14 protein-coding genes and 1 pseudogene are annotated in these 15,122 nt (G+C 45.0%); 9 read left to right on the forward strand and 6 right to left on the reverse strand.

Translation table 11 applies throughout. The features are described from left to right. Positions 1-153 precede the first annotated feature (153 nt). Positions 154-846 carry a TapB family protein gene (locus BMX56_RS18665; RefSeq protein ID WP_090651195.1) on the reverse strand — a complete coding sequence of 231 codons (693 nt, stop codon included), beginning with the start codon at positions 844-846 and terminating at the stop codon, positions 154-156. A gap of 419 nt (positions 847-1,265) precedes the next feature. On the opposite strand from BMX56_RS18665, the gene BMX56_RS18670 reads away from it, so the two are divergent. From BMX56_RS18670 to BMX56_RS18680, 3 genes are read left to right on the forward strand one after another with little or no spacing between them, the layout of a single operon-like run. Beyond that, positions 1,266-1,703: an Hsp20/alpha crystallin family protein gene (locus BMX56_RS18670; protein ID WP_090651196.1), complete on the forward strand. Its 438-nt coding sequence runs from the start codon at positions 1,266-1,268 to the stop codon at positions 1,701-1,703. A gap of 58 nt (positions 1,704-1,761) precedes the next feature. Continuing rightward, positions 1,762-1,953, forward strand: a complete 192-nt coding sequence (locus tag BMX56_RS18675; RefSeq protein WP_143065473.1) for a hypothetical protein — start codon at positions 1,762-1,764, stop codon at positions 1,951-1,953. A gap of 4 nt (positions 1,954-1,957) precedes the next feature. Further along, positions 1,958-2,167, forward strand: a complete 210-nt coding sequence (locus tag BMX56_RS18680) for an SHOCT domain-containing protein (protein ID WP_090651198.1) — start codon at positions 1,958-1,960, stop codon at positions 2,165-2,167. Positions 2,168-2,399: 232 nt separating this feature from the next. On the opposite strand, the gene BMX56_RS18685 is transcribed toward BMX56_RS18680, so the two are convergent. Both BMX56_RS18685 and BMX56_RS18690 read right to left on the reverse strand, forming a co-directional pair. Further along, positions 2,400-3,164, reverse strand: a complete 765-nt coding sequence (locus tag BMX56_RS18685) for a PRC-barrel domain-containing protein (protein WP_090651199.1) — start codon at positions 3,162-3,164, stop codon at positions 2,400-2,402. A 225-nt stretch (positions 3,165-3,389) separates the two neighbouring features. Next, positions 3,390-3,917, reverse strand: coding sequence for a DinB family protein (locus BMX56_RS18690; RefSeq protein ID WP_090651200.1), 528 nt, complete (start codon positions 3,915-3,917; stop codon positions 3,390-3,392). 310 nt (positions 3,918-4,227) lie between these two features. Here BMX56_RS18690 and tal point away from each other — a divergent pair. Together tal and BMX56_RS18700 are read left to right on the forward strand one after the other, a co-directional pair. Continuing rightward, positions 4,228-5,337, forward strand: a pseudogene (gene tal / locus BMX56_RS18695) (transaldolase). Positions 5,338-5,584: 247 nt separating this feature from the next. Further along, a complete protein-coding gene (locus BMX56_RS18700) occupies positions 5,585-5,974 on the forward strand; it encodes a response regulator (protein WP_090651201.1) in 390 nt (129 codons plus the stop codon). A gap of 35 nt (positions 5,975-6,009) precedes the next feature. Here BMX56_RS18700 and BMX56_RS18705 read toward each other — a convergent pair whose 3' ends face one another. Further along, positions 6,010-6,717, reverse strand: coding sequence for a Crp/Fnr family transcriptional regulator (locus tag BMX56_RS18705; RefSeq protein WP_090651202.1), 708 nt, complete (start codon positions 6,715-6,717; stop codon positions 6,010-6,012). A gap of 98 nt (positions 6,718-6,815) precedes the next feature. Here BMX56_RS18705 and BMX56_RS18710 point away from each other — a divergent pair, with 98 nt between their 5' ends. The 3 genes from BMX56_RS18710 (at position 6,816) to BMX56_RS18720 (ending at position 9,772) form a co-directional block, all read left to right on the forward strand. Beyond that, the gene (locus BMX56_RS18710; RefSeq protein ID WP_090651203.1) at positions 6,816-7,475 is read left to right on the forward strand and encodes a methyltransferase domain-containing protein; all 660 of its coding nucleotides are present in this window, start codon (positions 6,816-6,818) and stop codon (positions 7,473-7,475) included. A gap of 64 nt (positions 7,476-7,539) precedes the next feature. Further along, entirely contained in the window at positions 7,540-8,133 is a 594-nt protein-coding gene (locus BMX56_RS18715) for a class I SAM-dependent methyltransferase (protein WP_090651204.1), read from the forward strand. 4 nt (positions 8,134-8,137) lie between these two features. Continuing rightward, the gene (locus BMX56_RS18720) at positions 8,138-9,772 is read left to right on the forward strand and encodes a SulP family inorganic anion transporter (protein WP_090651205.1); all 1,635 of its coding nucleotides are present in this window, start codon (positions 8,138-8,140) and stop codon (positions 9,770-9,772) included. 90 nt (positions 9,773-9,862) lie between these two features. Here BMX56_RS18720 and BMX56_RS18725 read toward each other — a convergent pair whose 3' ends face one another. Together BMX56_RS18725 and BMX56_RS18730 are read right to left on the reverse strand one after the other, a co-directional pair. Then, positions 9,863-11,758, reverse strand: a complete 1,896-nt coding sequence (locus BMX56_RS18725) for a PAS domain-containing sensor histidine kinase (protein WP_090651206.1) — start codon at positions 11,756-11,758, stop codon at positions 9,863-9,865. A 207-nt stretch (positions 11,759-11,965) separates the two neighbouring features. Beyond that, positions 11,966-12,916 carry a helix-turn-helix transcriptional regulator gene (locus BMX56_RS18730; RefSeq protein ID WP_090651207.1) on the reverse strand — a complete coding sequence of 317 codons (951 nt, stop codon included), beginning with the start codon at positions 12,914-12,916 and terminating at the stop codon, positions 11,966-11,968. Between the two features lie 131 nt (positions 12,917-13,047). On the opposite strand from BMX56_RS18730, the gene BMX56_RS18735 reads away from it, so the two are divergent. After that, entirely contained in the window at positions 13,048-15,114 is a 2,067-nt protein-coding gene (locus tag BMX56_RS18735) for a TonB-dependent receptor plug domain-containing protein (protein WP_177183860.1), read from the forward strand. Positions 15,115-15,122: the final 8 nt, after the last annotated feature.

Consider the following 15,122-nt stretch of genomic DNA (forward strand, 5'->3'; position numbering starts at 1 on the left):
AAAGTTAGAAATCTAATCCTTTTTATAGCAACGGATTCTTTGGCGACTATCCGGGTGTATCGTAACAAATTTGTTCAATTCCCAGAAACATGCTAAAGCGGTGATTGACGCTTATTCCCGTATCTGCAAAGTAAAAACACCGCCAACGTTTGGTCAGTTAATAGACTCCAGTGTCATGGTGCCCATTAGCTTGCCATTTTTACTATAGGTTTCCGACTTTACAAAACGGCCCAGTTTTGGCGCGAACCACTCGGTTACTTTCATCCTGAAAGGTATACTGATCCCCATCATCTTCATCGTGGTTGTAGCATCGTACGTTACTTTAAAGCAATCAAAACTACCGGCCCCGGTGGTTACTGTTTCGGTTGCTTCTACTTTACGGTTAACAATGTCCATTTGCATCTCCCCTTTTGCCGCGCCGCCATTATTCAGGCTGATGGTTACCGATCCATCATCAAGCGTTTGCCCGGCTTTAATATCGGCAGGGTAACTAAGGTACCTGGCTTCGCCATTCACCTGCATGTCCCCGTATTGTTTCATAGAGGCGGCCGGGATAAACGATTTCATATCAATCTTAATCGCGTCCCCGCTGCAAATCATCTCCGAATCGCCGGTGCCCATAACCTTGCCATTATGGTCGCTGATAACGGCATGTACCGCCACGGTCGACGCGTCTTTTTTGGTGCTGGTATAAACAGCGGTCATTTGTGGCTGTCCCTTGGCATCGTGGTTAATATAACTGAGTTTTTTGCCGTTGACGTTGTTAACAAACTGGTTACAACTTTGCGCGTTGGCTGTATGCCCGCCAATAGCAGCACATAGCAGCAGGATGATCAATTTTTTCATGACGTTTAAAGATGATTAAACCGGGAGTAAATATCCTGCCTAAAGAACAGATATACAATCGTATAAATACGTCATCATGATGCGGCAGTTACGTAATCTGAAATGTTAAAAACAAGGGATATTTTAAAACAAGGGGTAAGTTCGGATTTTACAATACAATTCGGCCCCCAAAAACCTAACATGGTAACTGTATAATGCTTATTGACAAGTAGCCGCGAAAGGACATGTTAACAAGCGGGCCTGCAAAATCATGATTTAAATGATTTCCCGGCATCAATTCCTTATTGGGCTTTTGACATACAATTATGGAAGCATTTGGTTGGGCCAAAATAAAAAAATGACAAACCACCCGCATTCCCCTTTGTTGTAACAGTAAGCCGGATATTCCGGCAGATCAAAAATCAAGAGGAGGAAGCATCATGACACTTGTAAAGTTTAATGACGGGAAAAGCAGTATGCTGCGCCCGGGGTTCGACGACATTTTTGAATCTATCATGAACGACACTTTTTTATCCGACCGTATGGTATCGCGCGTGCCGGCGGTTAACATTTCAGAAACGGATGGCTATTACCATATTGAACTGGCCGCGCCGGGGCTAAGCAAAGAAGATTTTAAAGTAAGCCTTGACCGCGACGTACTCACCATTTCGGCCGAAAAACAGAGCGGGCAACCGGCTAACGACAAAAAGTACAACAAATGCGAATATAATTATACCTCATTTGTACGCTCATTTACACTGCCCGATTCTGTGGATGACGAGGGTATCAATGCGGAATACACCGACGGCTTACTGAAGGTTAATGTGGCCAAAAAAGAAGAAACCAGGACGGCCAGCCGCCAGATAGAGATTAAATAAGCCACAACTGCGGCAATTGTTAACAGGCGCCGTACCAGGCGCCTTTATTTTTTTAGTTATGTTGGCCAGTATAGATCAAAGCAAGCAAAATGATGCCGGGCAACCGGCACCCGAGCTTAAAACGGAAGGTCCGCTTGCCGAAAAAGATCAGCAGGGACAAGCGGCAGAGCGTGCCAGGAAACTCGCGCAGGAAGCGCTGGCAAAATGGCGGCGTTTGCAGGAAAAAATTCAACATCCATTTAAAAAATAAAGTCATGTGGTATTATCAATATTACTGGGGAATGAACTGGATTTGGTGGATAGTTTGGGGCCTGATAGTCATTTGGATATTTGCCCTGCCTATTGGCATACCCGGGCAGCGGTATCAGCGGGAAAGACCGCTGGATATCCTGAAAAAACGTTTTGCCAGGGGCGAGATTGACCAAAAAGAATACCGGGAAAGAAAAGCGGAACTGGAAAAGTAAATAGTTTTTATAGTTTTTAACCAAAAAATTGCCGGGCCGGGGATTGGCCCCGGGGTTGTTATTCCTTGCCCGGCAAGTGATGCATGTACAGTTGTTTATAAGGAATGTCCAATATCGGGTAATGAAGGAAAAAACTTCGGTGTTGGGCATTCAGAATTCAATGTTCAATATTATTTATCTTTCTGCTTTTTTTAACTTAATGATATTAAGCCCGATGGGGCAATGTGATGAATCAATAGCTGTTTTCTGCCTCGTTACCGTAGTGCCTGTAAAATTCATTTTCATTCGTTTCGGGCAGCGGCACCGAGGGGTCGTATTCAGGACTGTTCTTTACGGCGTTAACCGTGATATCTACATAAACCGCGTCTTCTTCCCATTTTACATGGGTGATCCATTTGGGCGATACCAGCACCTTTTTTCCCGGAAACCAATGACCGGTATCCACTACCAGGAAATGGATGCGCCAACTTTGATCGTCAACAATAAAATCTTCCACATCGCCAATTTCGCCGTTAGTGGCATGAATGCGGTAACCTGTAACTTCGCGGGTGCTGCGCAGATGTGGGTTGACGTGCTTATCGCCGGTTGTTGTTGCCAAAATGCTTTCTTCAAACGGTACCCGGGACTCCATCATGCCCGACATACCCATGCCCCCATAAAATCCTGCTCCGGCGGAACCCATGTATGGCCAGCCGTAGTGACTATACAGGTCGATTTCCTGCTGCCGGGAAACTGTTCTTTCCGTATCAATATCAGGGCTGTGTTCAATTTGCTTTTTGGTTAGGTTCACCGGGAAAACTTTATTTTCCCAATCGGGCGTTTTTAATGCAGCAGGCGAAATCAGCACCCTGCGGCCAAACAGCCAACCCCCCGTTTTAACAATCAGGTAACGTATAGTCCAGGTTTCATCGTCAAAATAAAACTCTTCCAGTTTTCCAAATTCACCATCGGTTGCCCCCATACTGAAGCCAGCCAAACTTTTTACATTCCGTTTCATGATTTTTTCGGTTTATCGCAGCATCTGCTTCTTAATTACCCACAAAAATCATGCTGAAAAGCGGAATATCTGCGGGATAATCCATTGTTAAGTCAACAGTCTTTAGCCGGAAGTCTCAAGTCATATTTTGCTTGTCTTTTATTTAGAAGCTGTTTAAAAACAGCCTCATGGAACTTAAGACTTTCGACTCAAGACTAACCCTCACCTAATCATTACAGGACACTTTTACAGATACTGTACACCACTTGCCGAAGTAAAACTCCTGTCGTCTGCCGAAGGCCCATATATTGATGGCACCTCAATATCGTTCAGGCGCATATAAACTGTTAGTTGCCCGCGGTGGTGCACCATATGGTTAATCGTCGATTCTACCTGCTCTTTTTTGGATGACCGGAGCAATTCCCGGCCACCTGTTTTAAGATAAAAGGTTTCTGCCAATTCACCTTCGCCGACATTTAACAGGGTTGCTTTAGCCCCTGCCACGTTTTGTTTAAAATAATTTACCAGGCCTTGCGTATCATCCGGTTTAAAATGCTGAAAGGTAGCAAAGTCGATCTCGGAATGTTTGATGATATGTGTAATCCATAAGGGTATCTCGGCCACAAGCAACGCCAGGTAACCCAGTTCCATGGATCTTTCATGCGGTTTCCAGCCAAACAGCCGGGCAGGGATCCGCTCCAGGCATTTGAGACTGGCAGGCGATTCGGCCTCCAGCTCCCTGGCAAATTCACTTGCAAACAATGCGTCGTTCATGAGCTTGAATTTTATTGGTGACCAATAAGTCAAAAACAAGTGTGCCTTAAAAAAGTTTAACCCAGGCTTCGTTTTTTTTAATTTGATTGAAATTTTCCCTGTCAATTAAAAAAAATGCAAACCAATAAAAATGAGCTTTGTTCTATAAACATTGTATAGGGACCTGTTAATTAATTTCACCACATAACACCTTTATAAATCGAAAGCCAAGGCATACTGTTTAGTCCTTGTGCATCCCATTTTCCGGCTTCTATATAATACCATACTGACGATAGCGGGCCCAGGATCCCGCTGTTTAAAATATTGAAACATGGAAACTAATAAAATCAAACAAATTCAGGAGTTCGGCCAAAGCATTTGGCTGGATTTGCTGGACAGGGGCCTCATCCGCTCGGGCAGGTTAAAAAAAATGATTGAAGAAGACGGCCTGCGGGGCATGACCTCGAACCCGGCCATTTTTGAAAAAGCCATTAGCGGTAGCGCTGATTACGACGAGCAGATCAGGGAACTGGCAGAAAAGTACCAAAACAACGAGGCCATTTTTTATGAGCTGGCAATTACAGATATCCGGGAGGCGGCCGACCTGTTCGAACCCGTTTTCAGAACCGGGCATGACGGTTTTGTCAGCCTGGAGGTTTCGCCACACCTGGCGCGGGATACCAGCAGGACCATAAGGCAGGCAACGGAACTTTGGCGAAAGACGGACCGGAAAAACGTAATGATCAAAATACCCGCCACCGCCGAAGGTTTGCCCGCCATCCGCAGGGCCATTTGCGAGGGGATTAATATCAATATCACGCTGCTGTTTGGGCTCGACCAATATAAAGCTGTTACCGACGCTTACCTGTCGGGACTGGAAGACCGCTTAGCCGATGGCTAGCCAATTGACCAAATTGCTTCAGTAGCCAGCTTTTTCCTGAGCCGTATTGATGTACTGGTAGACCCTATGCTGGAAAAAAAGGGCTATCCCGAACTGAGAGGTGAAATAGCGATTGCCTGCGCCAAACAGGCCTACCAGATATATAAAAGGGTTTTCGGCAGCGACCGCTTTAAAAAATTGCAGGAAAACGGCGCCCACCCGCAACGCGTGTTATGGGCCAGCACCGGCACCAAAGATCCATCTTTCGCGGATACCAAGTATATAGAAGCTCTTATTGGCCCCGAAACCGTGAATACCGTGCCACTGGAAACGCTGGACGCCTACCGCGATCATGGGCAGCCGGAAAGCAGGTTAGAGCAGGGCACAGATGAAGCTGTGCAGGCGCTGGCCCGCCTGAAAAAGATAGGGATCAATATTGATGAGGTTACCGCACAATTGGAAACCGAGGCAATCGAAAAGTTTAACAAGCCATACGACCAGTTATTGCAGGCTATCGAAGAGAAAAAAGCACGGTCCCGGGCCAGGTCTTACGCTCTTTAAAGCCCGTAAGGGAAAAACTATTCCATAGCAGGTTTAGTAAGATATGGCTATTTAAGTTATTAACAGGATGCACGGACGGGCATTCGACAGTTTAGCGCTTTACCCGGTGGTTGCTAATTTAATACAGCAAAAATTAAAAAAGCACCATCGGGGAAAGCACAATTTATGCTTAACTTTATTTACCTTTTTGCTGGCTACTTATACGTTTGTTCCGGTTTCTATCTTTTCATCTAAAAATTAAAAGTTTATGGAAACAATTATGGTACAAGAAGCGGATGCCGCTACCCTGGATGTGGTAGCCACTGCTTTACAAATGGAAGGCTACCGGGTTTGCAGCCTGGACGATACGAACGAAAATGCGTTGGAAATGATCAGGCGCCATCACCCCAAACTGGTTTTACTTGACTGTTGGCTCAGCCACAATTCGGCGGGGCAGGTTAGCCAGTGGATAAAAGCGCATTTCCCACACCTGCCGGTAATCGCTTTTAGCTGTGATAACCAAATTGAAGCAAAATACCGGCAATTTGGCTTTGATGATTATATCCAAAAGCCGTTTGAGCTGCATAAACTATACCAAGTAATCAGAAAATATTTACCCCAACGCCATAAGCGCCGGGAAACTGCCGACCACGCTTAACCCGTCAGCATAAAGCAACCGGTTAGGTGGCCGGCTTATTTATAGTTTGATTTTTTGATCAGCCGCTGTAAGTCTTTAACCCATATTTTACGGCCATCAGTTTCTACGATGCCTTCTGCTTTAAACTCCTTTAATAAGCGAATTACGTTTTCTTGTGCAATGCCCGCCATATTAGCCAGATCGAGCCTGGTGATATTTAAAACAATATTTTTTTCATCGGCACCTTCTACTTTATATTTCTCCCGGAGCACGATAAGGGCTATGGCCAACCGTTCCGAGGCTGTGCGCTGCGCGATTACCGAAATACTGTTGGTTAATACCGTAAATTCATGGCTTAACGCCTTGAGCAGCCGCCAGGTAAAAGCCGGAGACCGGTGTAAAATGCTGATAAAATCTTCCTTGGGTATAAAACTTATCAGGCTATCTTCAATAGCCGCTGCCGAGTCTGGGTACCGCTCATCAGACAGTACCGCATGGTAACCGAATAACTCGCCCTGGTTGGCCACATAAAAGATTTGTTCTTTTGCGATATTATCAACCTTGTATTTTTTGACTTTGCCCCTTTTAATTAAAAATATGCCCGAGGGTACGGTACCTTCCCTGAAAATCACGTCGCCTTTCTGGTAATGCTGATCGCTGTGGTGCGCAAGTAAATCTGCATGGTCGGCTTCGGAAAGCACATGAAGCGTTGATTGCGTGGTAAAATTCCACCTGTCAATTGGAAAAATTCCGGATAGGCTCATACGCTAAGGTACGGATTTTTTAAAAACTGATAAATATCAGTTCCTGCGTTGATCTGTTACGGAAAACCGGGTTACCTAAGCATTTAAATTTACCGGCAATGAAAGCTTACCCTTTTTTCCATTTCTTCCCGTCGGCAGATGACGTCAACGAAGGCCAGTTAAAACTAAAAAAAATCGATCCGATTACAGGTTTATTCAGCGATGATGCGGCATTTGACTGGCTGTACCCCGAACATTTTCAGCTGCTATCGCTGAAACATTGGACACCATTGGCCATTGCACATAAAGCTGCCCATTTTTTGGCCGAGCCTGGCGCCCGGGTGCTGGACATAGGCAGTGGCGTTGGTAAATTTTGCCTGGCTGCAGCTTACCATTTTCCCGAAACCTATTTTTATGGCGTTGAACAACGGCATGAGCTGATATGCATGTCTGAAGAAGCCAAAGGATATACAAAATTGCCCAATGTAAATTTTATCTATGCCAATATTACCCAGGTGAATTTTAAGGAGTTTGATCACTTTTATTTTTATAATTCCTTTTATGAAAATATCGATCCCGAAAACAAAATAGATGATAGCCTGGAATTATCGCAAAGCCTTTATGCCTACTATAACCAGTACCTGTGCGCCGAACTGGATAAAAAGCCATTGGGAACAAGGCTGGTTACCTTTCATAGCCTGGAGCAGGAAATACCATCCGGCTTCAGGCTGGCAGATATAGCCTGCAATGGCCTGATGAAAATGTGGATTAAAGCCTGACCTGATGGAAACTCCAATTTTTACCCCCGTCTTTAAAAATTTTTATCCTTCCAAAAATAAAAGAATGCTTAATGAGCTATTAAACCCATCCCTGTTTTACCATGACAGCGCTTTTGACGAGTTGTATCCCGAACATATCCGGAAACTGTCGCAAATGCACTGGACACCCGTGGAGATTGCCAAAATAGCGGGCAATTTCCTGGCCGTTCCTAATACCAGGGTTTTGGATATCGGCAGCGGCGTTGGCAAATTTTGTATAACCGCCGGTTTTTTCCATCCCGAAACAACGTTCTCGGGCATTGAACAGCGGCGTGAACTATACAATTTTGCCGAGACAGCCAAAGCCGGGTTAGATTTGCCCAATGTAACTTTTACACACGGGAACCTGACTGAACTGGAATTTAACAACTACGATCATTTTTATTTCTATAACCCATTCTACGAAAATATTGAACCCGACAGCCGCATAGATTATGCTGTTGAAACTTCCTTTGAACTGTATGACCAGTATAGCAGGCTGGTTTACCAAATGCTGGCTGAAAAGCCTTCAAAAACGCGGCTGGTTACCTTTCATACCCCCGGCGGCCAGGTTCCGCCTGGTTATCAGCTGGTAAACAATTCCTATAGCAGGCTATTAAAAATGTGGATTAAAGAATAAGCCGATGTTTAAGCCCAAACTCATAGATACCCTAAAGTATTACGGGAAAGAACAATTCTTTAAAGATTTGATTGCCGGGACCATTGTGGGCATTGTGGCCCTGCCTTTGGCTATAGCGTTTGCCATCGCCTCCGGCGTATCGCCCGAGAAAGGAATTTTTACTGCCATTATCGCCGGGCTAATCATTTCGGCACTGGGTGGAAGCCGGGTGCAAATAGGCGGGCCAACAGGGGCTTTTATCGTGGTAGTTTATGGCATTGTACAGCAGTTTGGTATCAACGGACTAATCATCGCCACTTTTATGGCCGGTGTATTGTTGATTGTTATGGGTGTTACCAAATTAGGCAATGCCATCAAATATGTCCCCTACCCCTTAATTACCGGCTTCACTACGGGCATAGCGCTCATTATTTTTTCCTCGGAGGTTAAGGATTTCCTGGGACTGCATATGGGCAGCGTTCCCGCCGATTTTATCAGCAAATGGCTGGCTTTTGGCCAGCATATTTCTTCGGTCAATCCATACGCGGCGGGTATCGGAGTGGTTACCCTGGGCCTGGTTTTGCTTTGGCCCAGAGTAACACACAGGGTGCCTGGTTCGCTGATTGCCATCCTGGTTACAACCTTTGCCGTAAGTTTTTTTCATTTACCTGTCGAAACCATCGGCAGCCGTTTTGGCGCTATACCGTCATCCCTGCCCCGGCCGGTAATTCCCGGTGTCAGTTTCGCCACCATTCAGCAATTAATAAGGCCGGCCATTACCATTGCATTGCTGGGCAGTATCGAATCCTTGTTATCGGCAGTAGTGGCCGATGGCATGACCGGCGGAAACCACCGATCCAATACAGAATTGATTGCCCAGGGGCTGGCCAATATTTGTTCATCGCTGTTTGGGGGGATACCTGCCACCGGGGCTATAGCACGGACGGCCACCAACGTAAAAAACGGCGGCAGAACACCGGTGGCCGGGATTGTTCATGCACTCACCTTATTAATTATTATGCTGTTTGTGGGCAAATGGGCTGCCTTGATCCCGATGCCGACATTGGCCGGAATATTGGTTGTGGTTGCCTGGAATATGAGCGAGCTGGAAAGTTTTAAATCGGTACTTAAGGGCTCCAAAAGCGATGCCGTAGTTTTAGTTACCACTTTTGCGCTCACTGTATTGGTTGACCTGACAGTGGCAATCGAGATCGGCATGATCCTGGCTGCATTCTTGTTTATGCGGAAAATGATGCAGGCCAGTTCTGTACAGCAAGCGGATGTTTTGCCGGGCGAGTTATTTAATCAGGATGATATGCCTAAAGGCCTTGATGTTTTTGAGATTAACGGCCCTTTATTTTTTGGCGCGGCTTACAAGTTTAAGGATGCGATGAAGGTTATTGAAAACCCGGCCCGTGTGCTGATCATCCGGATGCGGAACGTGCCGGTTATTGATGCTACCGGCATCAGGGTGTTGCGGGAAGTACATGCAACAACAAAAAACAACGGAACAAAACTGGTTTTAGCCGAGGTTGCCAGCGGACAGGTTATGGATGAGCTGAAAAAAGCGCGTTTATTATTTCAGATTGGTAAGGGAAACGTTAAAGATACTTTTGAAAACGCATTAAAGCGCGCCAACAGTATCTTGGAAGCCGGGTAAAATCAGCAATAATGGCCGGCCTGTGTTTGCTAAGGTTGTAAAACCCATCGGGTATAAAGGCACGCTAAAACAAAAACTGTTATTATTTCCTTAGGCCAGCGGCAACGTAAAATAAAACGTAGAGCCTTTGCCGCTTTCGCTTTCTGCCCATATTTTGCCATCATGCCTTTTAATAATTTCAGCGCTTAGATACAGGCCGATGCCGAAACCTGAAATATGACGTAAATCGCGATTTTCAACGCGATAGTACCTGTCAAATACCCGGTCAATTTCTGATGCTTTAATGCCTATCCCTTCATCTTTTACACTCACAACCACCATTTTTCCTTCAGTTTGGCATCGAATGTCAATTAATTTTCCCCGGGGCGAATACTTTACCGCATTGCTGATGAGGTTGGAGATAACAGAGCCGATTTTATCGCGATCTGCGTTCACCGTAATATCGTTACATTCATTGAGGCTAAAAATATGACTGCTCACGGTGAGTTTAGTTTCTTCCAGGGTTTCGCGCAGTAGTTCATCAAGCCTGAAAGGTTCTTTTTCGATAAGCAGTTGCCCCGATTCCAGCCGCGAAATATTCAGAAAACTATTGATCATACTGGTCATCTTTTTAACCTGGCGGCTGGCGTTTTCCATGGCGCCGGATAAAAATTCGTCCTCGCTGTTCCTGAGCTTACTGGTGCCCATTTGGATGATAGCACTAAGCGAGGTGAGGGGTGTTTTAAGTTCATGGCTAACCATCCCGATAAAATCATTCTTCCGCTGCTCTTCCTGTTTTTTTTCGGTAATATCCCGGGCTATTTTAGATAAACCAATAATATTGCCCTGCGCATCTTTAATGGGAGAAATTGTTAATGAAATATCCAGTAAGCGCCCGTCTTTGGTTAGGCGTTTGGTTTCAAAATGATCTACCCGCTCTCCTTTTTTTAAACGGGCCAGTATTTGAGGCTCTTCATCCTGGCGGTCAGAAGGGATAATCTTATAAATTGTCTGGCCTATCATCTCGTCTTCCGTATAGCCAAATATCCGTTCGGCTGCTGCATTCCAACTGGTTATCACGCTTTCCAGTGTTTTGCCAACGATAGCATCGTCAGATGATTGGACGATTGCGGCCAGCTTCGCGCTTTTTTCTTCGGCCTGCTTAATGCCGGTAATATCAAGGGTAATGATCAGGCCGGCATCTACTTCGTTTCGCTCGTTTTTTAACGGTACAAAATGTACAATATAAAATTCGCCGGCATCAGTTTTCCATTCAATCGAAAACTGGTCGCCGTTTATCACCCTTTCATACAGGTGGCGGGAGGCTTCATAACGTTCGGGCGAAACCTCCGAGGGATGCCTGCCTTCATATTTCTGCCGGTCAAAACCCATCTTTTCCATGATATCGCCCTCAATGGTTATATACCGGTGGTTCCTGTCAATCACCATAATCAGCGACCCGGGAATATTCAGTGCAATTGACCGGAACAATTTTTCGCTCCGCTGAAGGTTGGCCTGGGTTTCAATCAACGCGTCGTTGGTGGCCGCCAGCTCTTCATTAGCCGCGGCAAGTTCTTCATTGGCGGCAGCAAATTCTTCGTTGGTAGCGGCCAGTTCTTCATTCAGTCCGTGCGCGGTATTCTCCAGCAGCCATACAGCTAAACTGGTAACACTACCTTTGCTGTTTTTTATTGGAGAGTAAACAAAACTAACCATTACCATTTCTTTCTCACCGTCATGTAACTGCAGCATCTCCCTTTCCCTGGCAGTATATGGGCGACCTTCCTGGACGGCTTTATTAAGGATCATTTCATCCTGATCAAGCCTGTCCAAAGGAAATATTTCCCGGTAATGCTTCCCCAAAACCGCCTCTTCCGGCTTACCGGCCAATTTCAAAAAATGAGCATTAGCCATTTCGACCACCAGGGTGGCCGCATCCACTATGCAAATACCTACCGGCGCATTTCGCAATATATAGGATAAATTGTATTCGTTGATGATTTGCATAAAGTCACAACATTTTCCTCAAAAATAAAGATAAGTGAATATCAGTTAGATTATTCTTAAATAATTTTCCAATCCGTTAACTAATAACAAATTCTGAATACCTGACGATATTTTACCGCCAGCGTGGCCGGTTTGGTTAATACCATTGCATTTTTTCATTCGGAGTCTTTTTGTTTTTGCTGACTGACACCCGGAATGGCTGTAACACTAATCAGCAAGCGAAAGCATAAAAACCAACAGCCCCAAAAGCTTATTAATTTTGCTGGGCAGATAACCAAACTTCTTTTTAAATGCCGTTGTAAAATGATGGGCATTTTTATACCCCACCTCAAAAGCCACTTCCCTTACCGGCTTTCCATCTTTTAAAAGCAATTTCGCTTTGTCCATCCGTAAATCATATAAATAGCCAAAAACCGTTGTCCCAAAAACTTCTCTAAAACCTTTTTTTAGTTTAAAATCGTTAAGGCCTACCTTATGCGCCAGTTCAATAAGCGAGCAGGGGTTTAACAAATTTTCCTCCACTATGGTTTTGGCCTGGTTAATGCGTTCCAGGTCGTGCATTTTCAAAAATGAATTGGCCGGTTGTTCCGCTAAGGCAGCTACCTGTTCCAATTCAAGGAAAAGTAACTCCAATGCCTTCGCTTCAAAATAAATGTGATGGTTCCCCTTTTTTTCAATATTAGCCATTATACCCTGAATAGCCTGGCTCATTTGCAGCGTGGTTGGCCTGTTTACCTGCAGCAACTCCAGCTGTTCGGGGCTCAATGCACCCGGTAAACTTTTTTTCAAACTATCTCCAAGGAAACAGACCACAAACAGTAATAAATGGCCCTGAAGGCGGGCTTTAAATTTTAAATGGCCGGGCGAAAAAAAGCTATTGTGTTCGCCTTCACAAAATGGGAAGCCCGCTAAACCTGGTTGTGTTGGCCCTGATAAGGTAAAGCTCATCATCAGGCATAGGGTATCAACCTCCACCGTGACCGGGGATATTTTATCGCCTTCGAAATCGATTACAAAGAAACAGATATCAGGCAGTTTTACCGTGATGATGCTTACACGGCCCCAGTTCCCGGTTTGATTAAATAAGGCTTTATCCCTTAAACTACCATCAAAATGGTAAACATCATCATCCAATAAAGCAGAAGTAATCCTGATCATTATTAATCCGTATCGCGTTTATTAAAATCCCGCTGGCGTTATCATACTGTTTGTAAATCGCCCAAATTTGCATCATTATTTTTAATTAGTCTAAATAAATGCAAATAAAATATATCTTTTGCGCTTTTGCTATGTTATTTACATTCCATATGGCCTATGCGCAAAGGCGGGATACATTGAAAAAGGATACAGCAAATATTAAGCAGCTGAAAGAAGTAGTGGTTACCGGAACCCGCACCCAGAAAAGCCTGCAACAGGTGCCAATACCAATTACCCGCATTACAGCCGACGAAATAAAGAAAAAAGGTTTGGTACGGCTGAACGAGATTTTGGCCGAGCAAACCGGGATGACCATTTTAGATGACCCGCACGGGCAGGGCATACAGATTCAGGGCTTTGACCCTGCCTATACCATGATTTTGATAGACGGGCTACCTTTAATTGGCCGCAATACGGGTATCCTTGAGCTTTCCAGGATTACCATTAATAATATCGACCGTATTGAGATTGTAAAAGGCCCAACATCTTCTTTGTACGGCAGTGAAGCGATGGCCGGGGTTGTAAATATCATTACTGCCGATCCGGTAAAGGGAATATCGGGCGGGGCGGCAGCCAGGTATGGTACCAATAATACCGCAGATATTAGCTTAAATTCGGCCTACAAAAATGACCGGTTCTACATTTCGGGCTTTGCCAACCGTTACAGCAGCGGCGGTTATACATTACAGTCTTCATCGGGTCTGCCTACGGTTTCCCCTTTCGCCGGCTATACATTTAATGGCAAATCATCTTACAAAATAGACGATAGAACAACCATCAAACTTTCTGTAAGGTATTATACCAATGACCAGGACAGCAGGTACCTGGTTGATAACCGTTATGCTGCAGGGACGGGTACCGAAAAAGATTTTAATATAGCCCCGGTAATTACGCACCATTTCACCGATAAACTGCTTTCTACCTTGCAGCTTTACCGCTCAACCTATAAAACCAAATCGGACGTAAGGTATGAGGATGACCAGTCAGTATACGACCAGACCTATTTTAACCAGGCCTTTAACCGTGCCGAACTGCAAAATGATTATGCTTTAACGGATAACCTGAAACTAACCGGCGGTGCAGGTGGTCAGTATGAAACGGTTGAGGCTACACGCTACACCAAACTACAATCGTTCACATCCGGCTACAGCTACTTCCAGGCCGACTGGCTGCCGGTAAAAAAACTGGATATTATTGCCGGTGGCAGGTATGATGTGCACAGTGTTTATAAATCGCAGTTAAGCCCCAAACTGGCGGCAAGCTATGCACTTAGTCCAAAATTTACAGTGTTAGGGTCGGTTGGTAAAGGTTATAAGGCCCCCGACTTTCGCCAGCTTTACTTAAACTTTACCAATGCCGAGGTTGGCTACAGTGTTTTTGGTTACGAAGAAGCAAGTGCAGGTATACAGCGCTTACAGCAGGCCGGCCAAATTGAAACCTTATTGATTGATCCCGCTACGCTTAAAAGTTTAAATGCTGAAAGTTCCACCGCCTTTAATTTAGGTTACCGGTACAAACCAACAGGCAAACTCTATTGGACAGCCAACCTGTTCCGCAACAATATTACCAACCTGATAGAAACTGCGGCTATAGCCATAAAAATCAATGGCCAATCTGTTTTCTCTTACTTCAACCTCAATAAAGTTTACACGCAGGGTGCCGAAACCGATCTGAGCTACCAGGTATTTAAGTCGCTACAGTTGGCGGGCGGCTTTCAATACCTGGAAGCATATGACCAGGAAGTGCTGGACCAGATAGCCGCGGGTAAGGTTTTTACCAAAGATCCCGAAACCAATCTTACTAAAGTTATTAAAAGAAGCGACTACGGCGGATTGCTCGGCCGGTCAAAATACACGTACAATATCCGTGTAAACTACCAGGAAAATAAAACAGGCATCAACGCCTCTATAAGGGCCATCTATCGCGGCAGGTACGGCTATAAGGATACCGATGGAAACGGCATTGTAAACCGCGGTGATGAATATACAAAAGGATACGTGCTTGTTAACGCATCGCTATCAAAGCCTTTCCTGAGCGATGCCATCAGGGTACAGCTTACCGCGCAAAACCTGCTGAACTATAAAGACACCCAGGTTATCCTTAACCTGCCGGGCAGGCTCATTTACGCCGGGGTAGCCTACAATTTCAATAAAAAATAACACACAAA

This window comes from Mucilaginibacter sp. OK283, from assembly GCF_900110415.1.
GTDB lineage: Bacteria > Bacteroidota > Bacteroidia > Sphingobacteriales > Sphingobacteriaceae > Mucilaginibacter.

Excerpts from the sequence above, each read along its gene's own strand:
- BMX56_RS18665 (WP_090651195.1), bottom strand. The coding sequence starts at position 846 with ATGAAAAAATTGATCATCCTGCTGCTATGTGCTGCTATTGGCGGGCAT.
- BMX56_RS18670 (WP_090651196.1), top strand. The coding sequence starts at position 1,266 with ATGACACTTGTAAAGTTTAATGACGGGAAAAGCAGTATGCTGCGCCCG.
- BMX56_RS18675 (WP_143065473.1), top strand. The coding sequence starts at position 1,762 with ATGTTGGCCAGTATAGATCAAAGCAAGCAAAATGATGCCGGGCAACCG.
- BMX56_RS18680 (WP_090651198.1), top strand. The coding sequence starts at position 1,958 with ATGTGGTATTATCAATATTACTGGGGAATGAACTGGATTTGGTGGATA.
- BMX56_RS18685 (WP_090651199.1), bottom strand. The coding sequence starts at position 3,164 with ATGAAACGGAATGTAAAAAGTTTGGCTGGCTTCAGTATGGGGGCAACC.
- BMX56_RS18690 (WP_090651200.1), bottom strand. The coding sequence starts at position 3,917 with ATGAACGACGCATTGTTTGCAAGTGAATTTGCCAGGGAGCTGGAGGCC.
- BMX56_RS18700 (WP_090651201.1), top strand. The coding sequence starts at position 5,585 with ATGGAAACAATTATGGTACAAGAAGCGGATGCCGCTACCCTGGATGTG.
- BMX56_RS18705 (WP_090651202.1), bottom strand. The coding sequence starts at position 6,717 with ATGAGCCTATCCGGAATTTTTCCAATTGACAGGTGGAATTTTACCACG.
- BMX56_RS18710 (WP_090651203.1), top strand. The coding sequence starts at position 6,816 with ATGAAAGCTTACCCTTTTTTCCATTTCTTCCCGTCGGCAGATGACGTC.
- BMX56_RS18715 (WP_090651204.1), top strand. The coding sequence starts at position 7,540 with ATGCTTAATGAGCTATTAAACCCATCCCTGTTTTACCATGACAGCGCT.
- BMX56_RS18720 (WP_090651205.1), top strand. The coding sequence starts at position 8,138 with ATGTTTAAGCCCAAACTCATAGATACCCTAAAGTATTACGGGAAAGAA.
- BMX56_RS18725 (WP_090651206.1), bottom strand. The coding sequence starts at position 11,758 with ATGCAAATCATCAACGAATACAATTTATCCTATATATTGCGAAATGCG.
- BMX56_RS18730 (WP_090651207.1), bottom strand. The coding sequence starts at position 12,916 with ATGATCAGGATTACTTCTGCTTTATTGGATGATGATGTTTACCATTTT.
- BMX56_RS18735 (WP_177183860.1), top strand. The coding sequence starts at position 13,048 with ATGTTATTTACATTCCATATGGCCTATGCGCAAAGGCGGGATACATTG.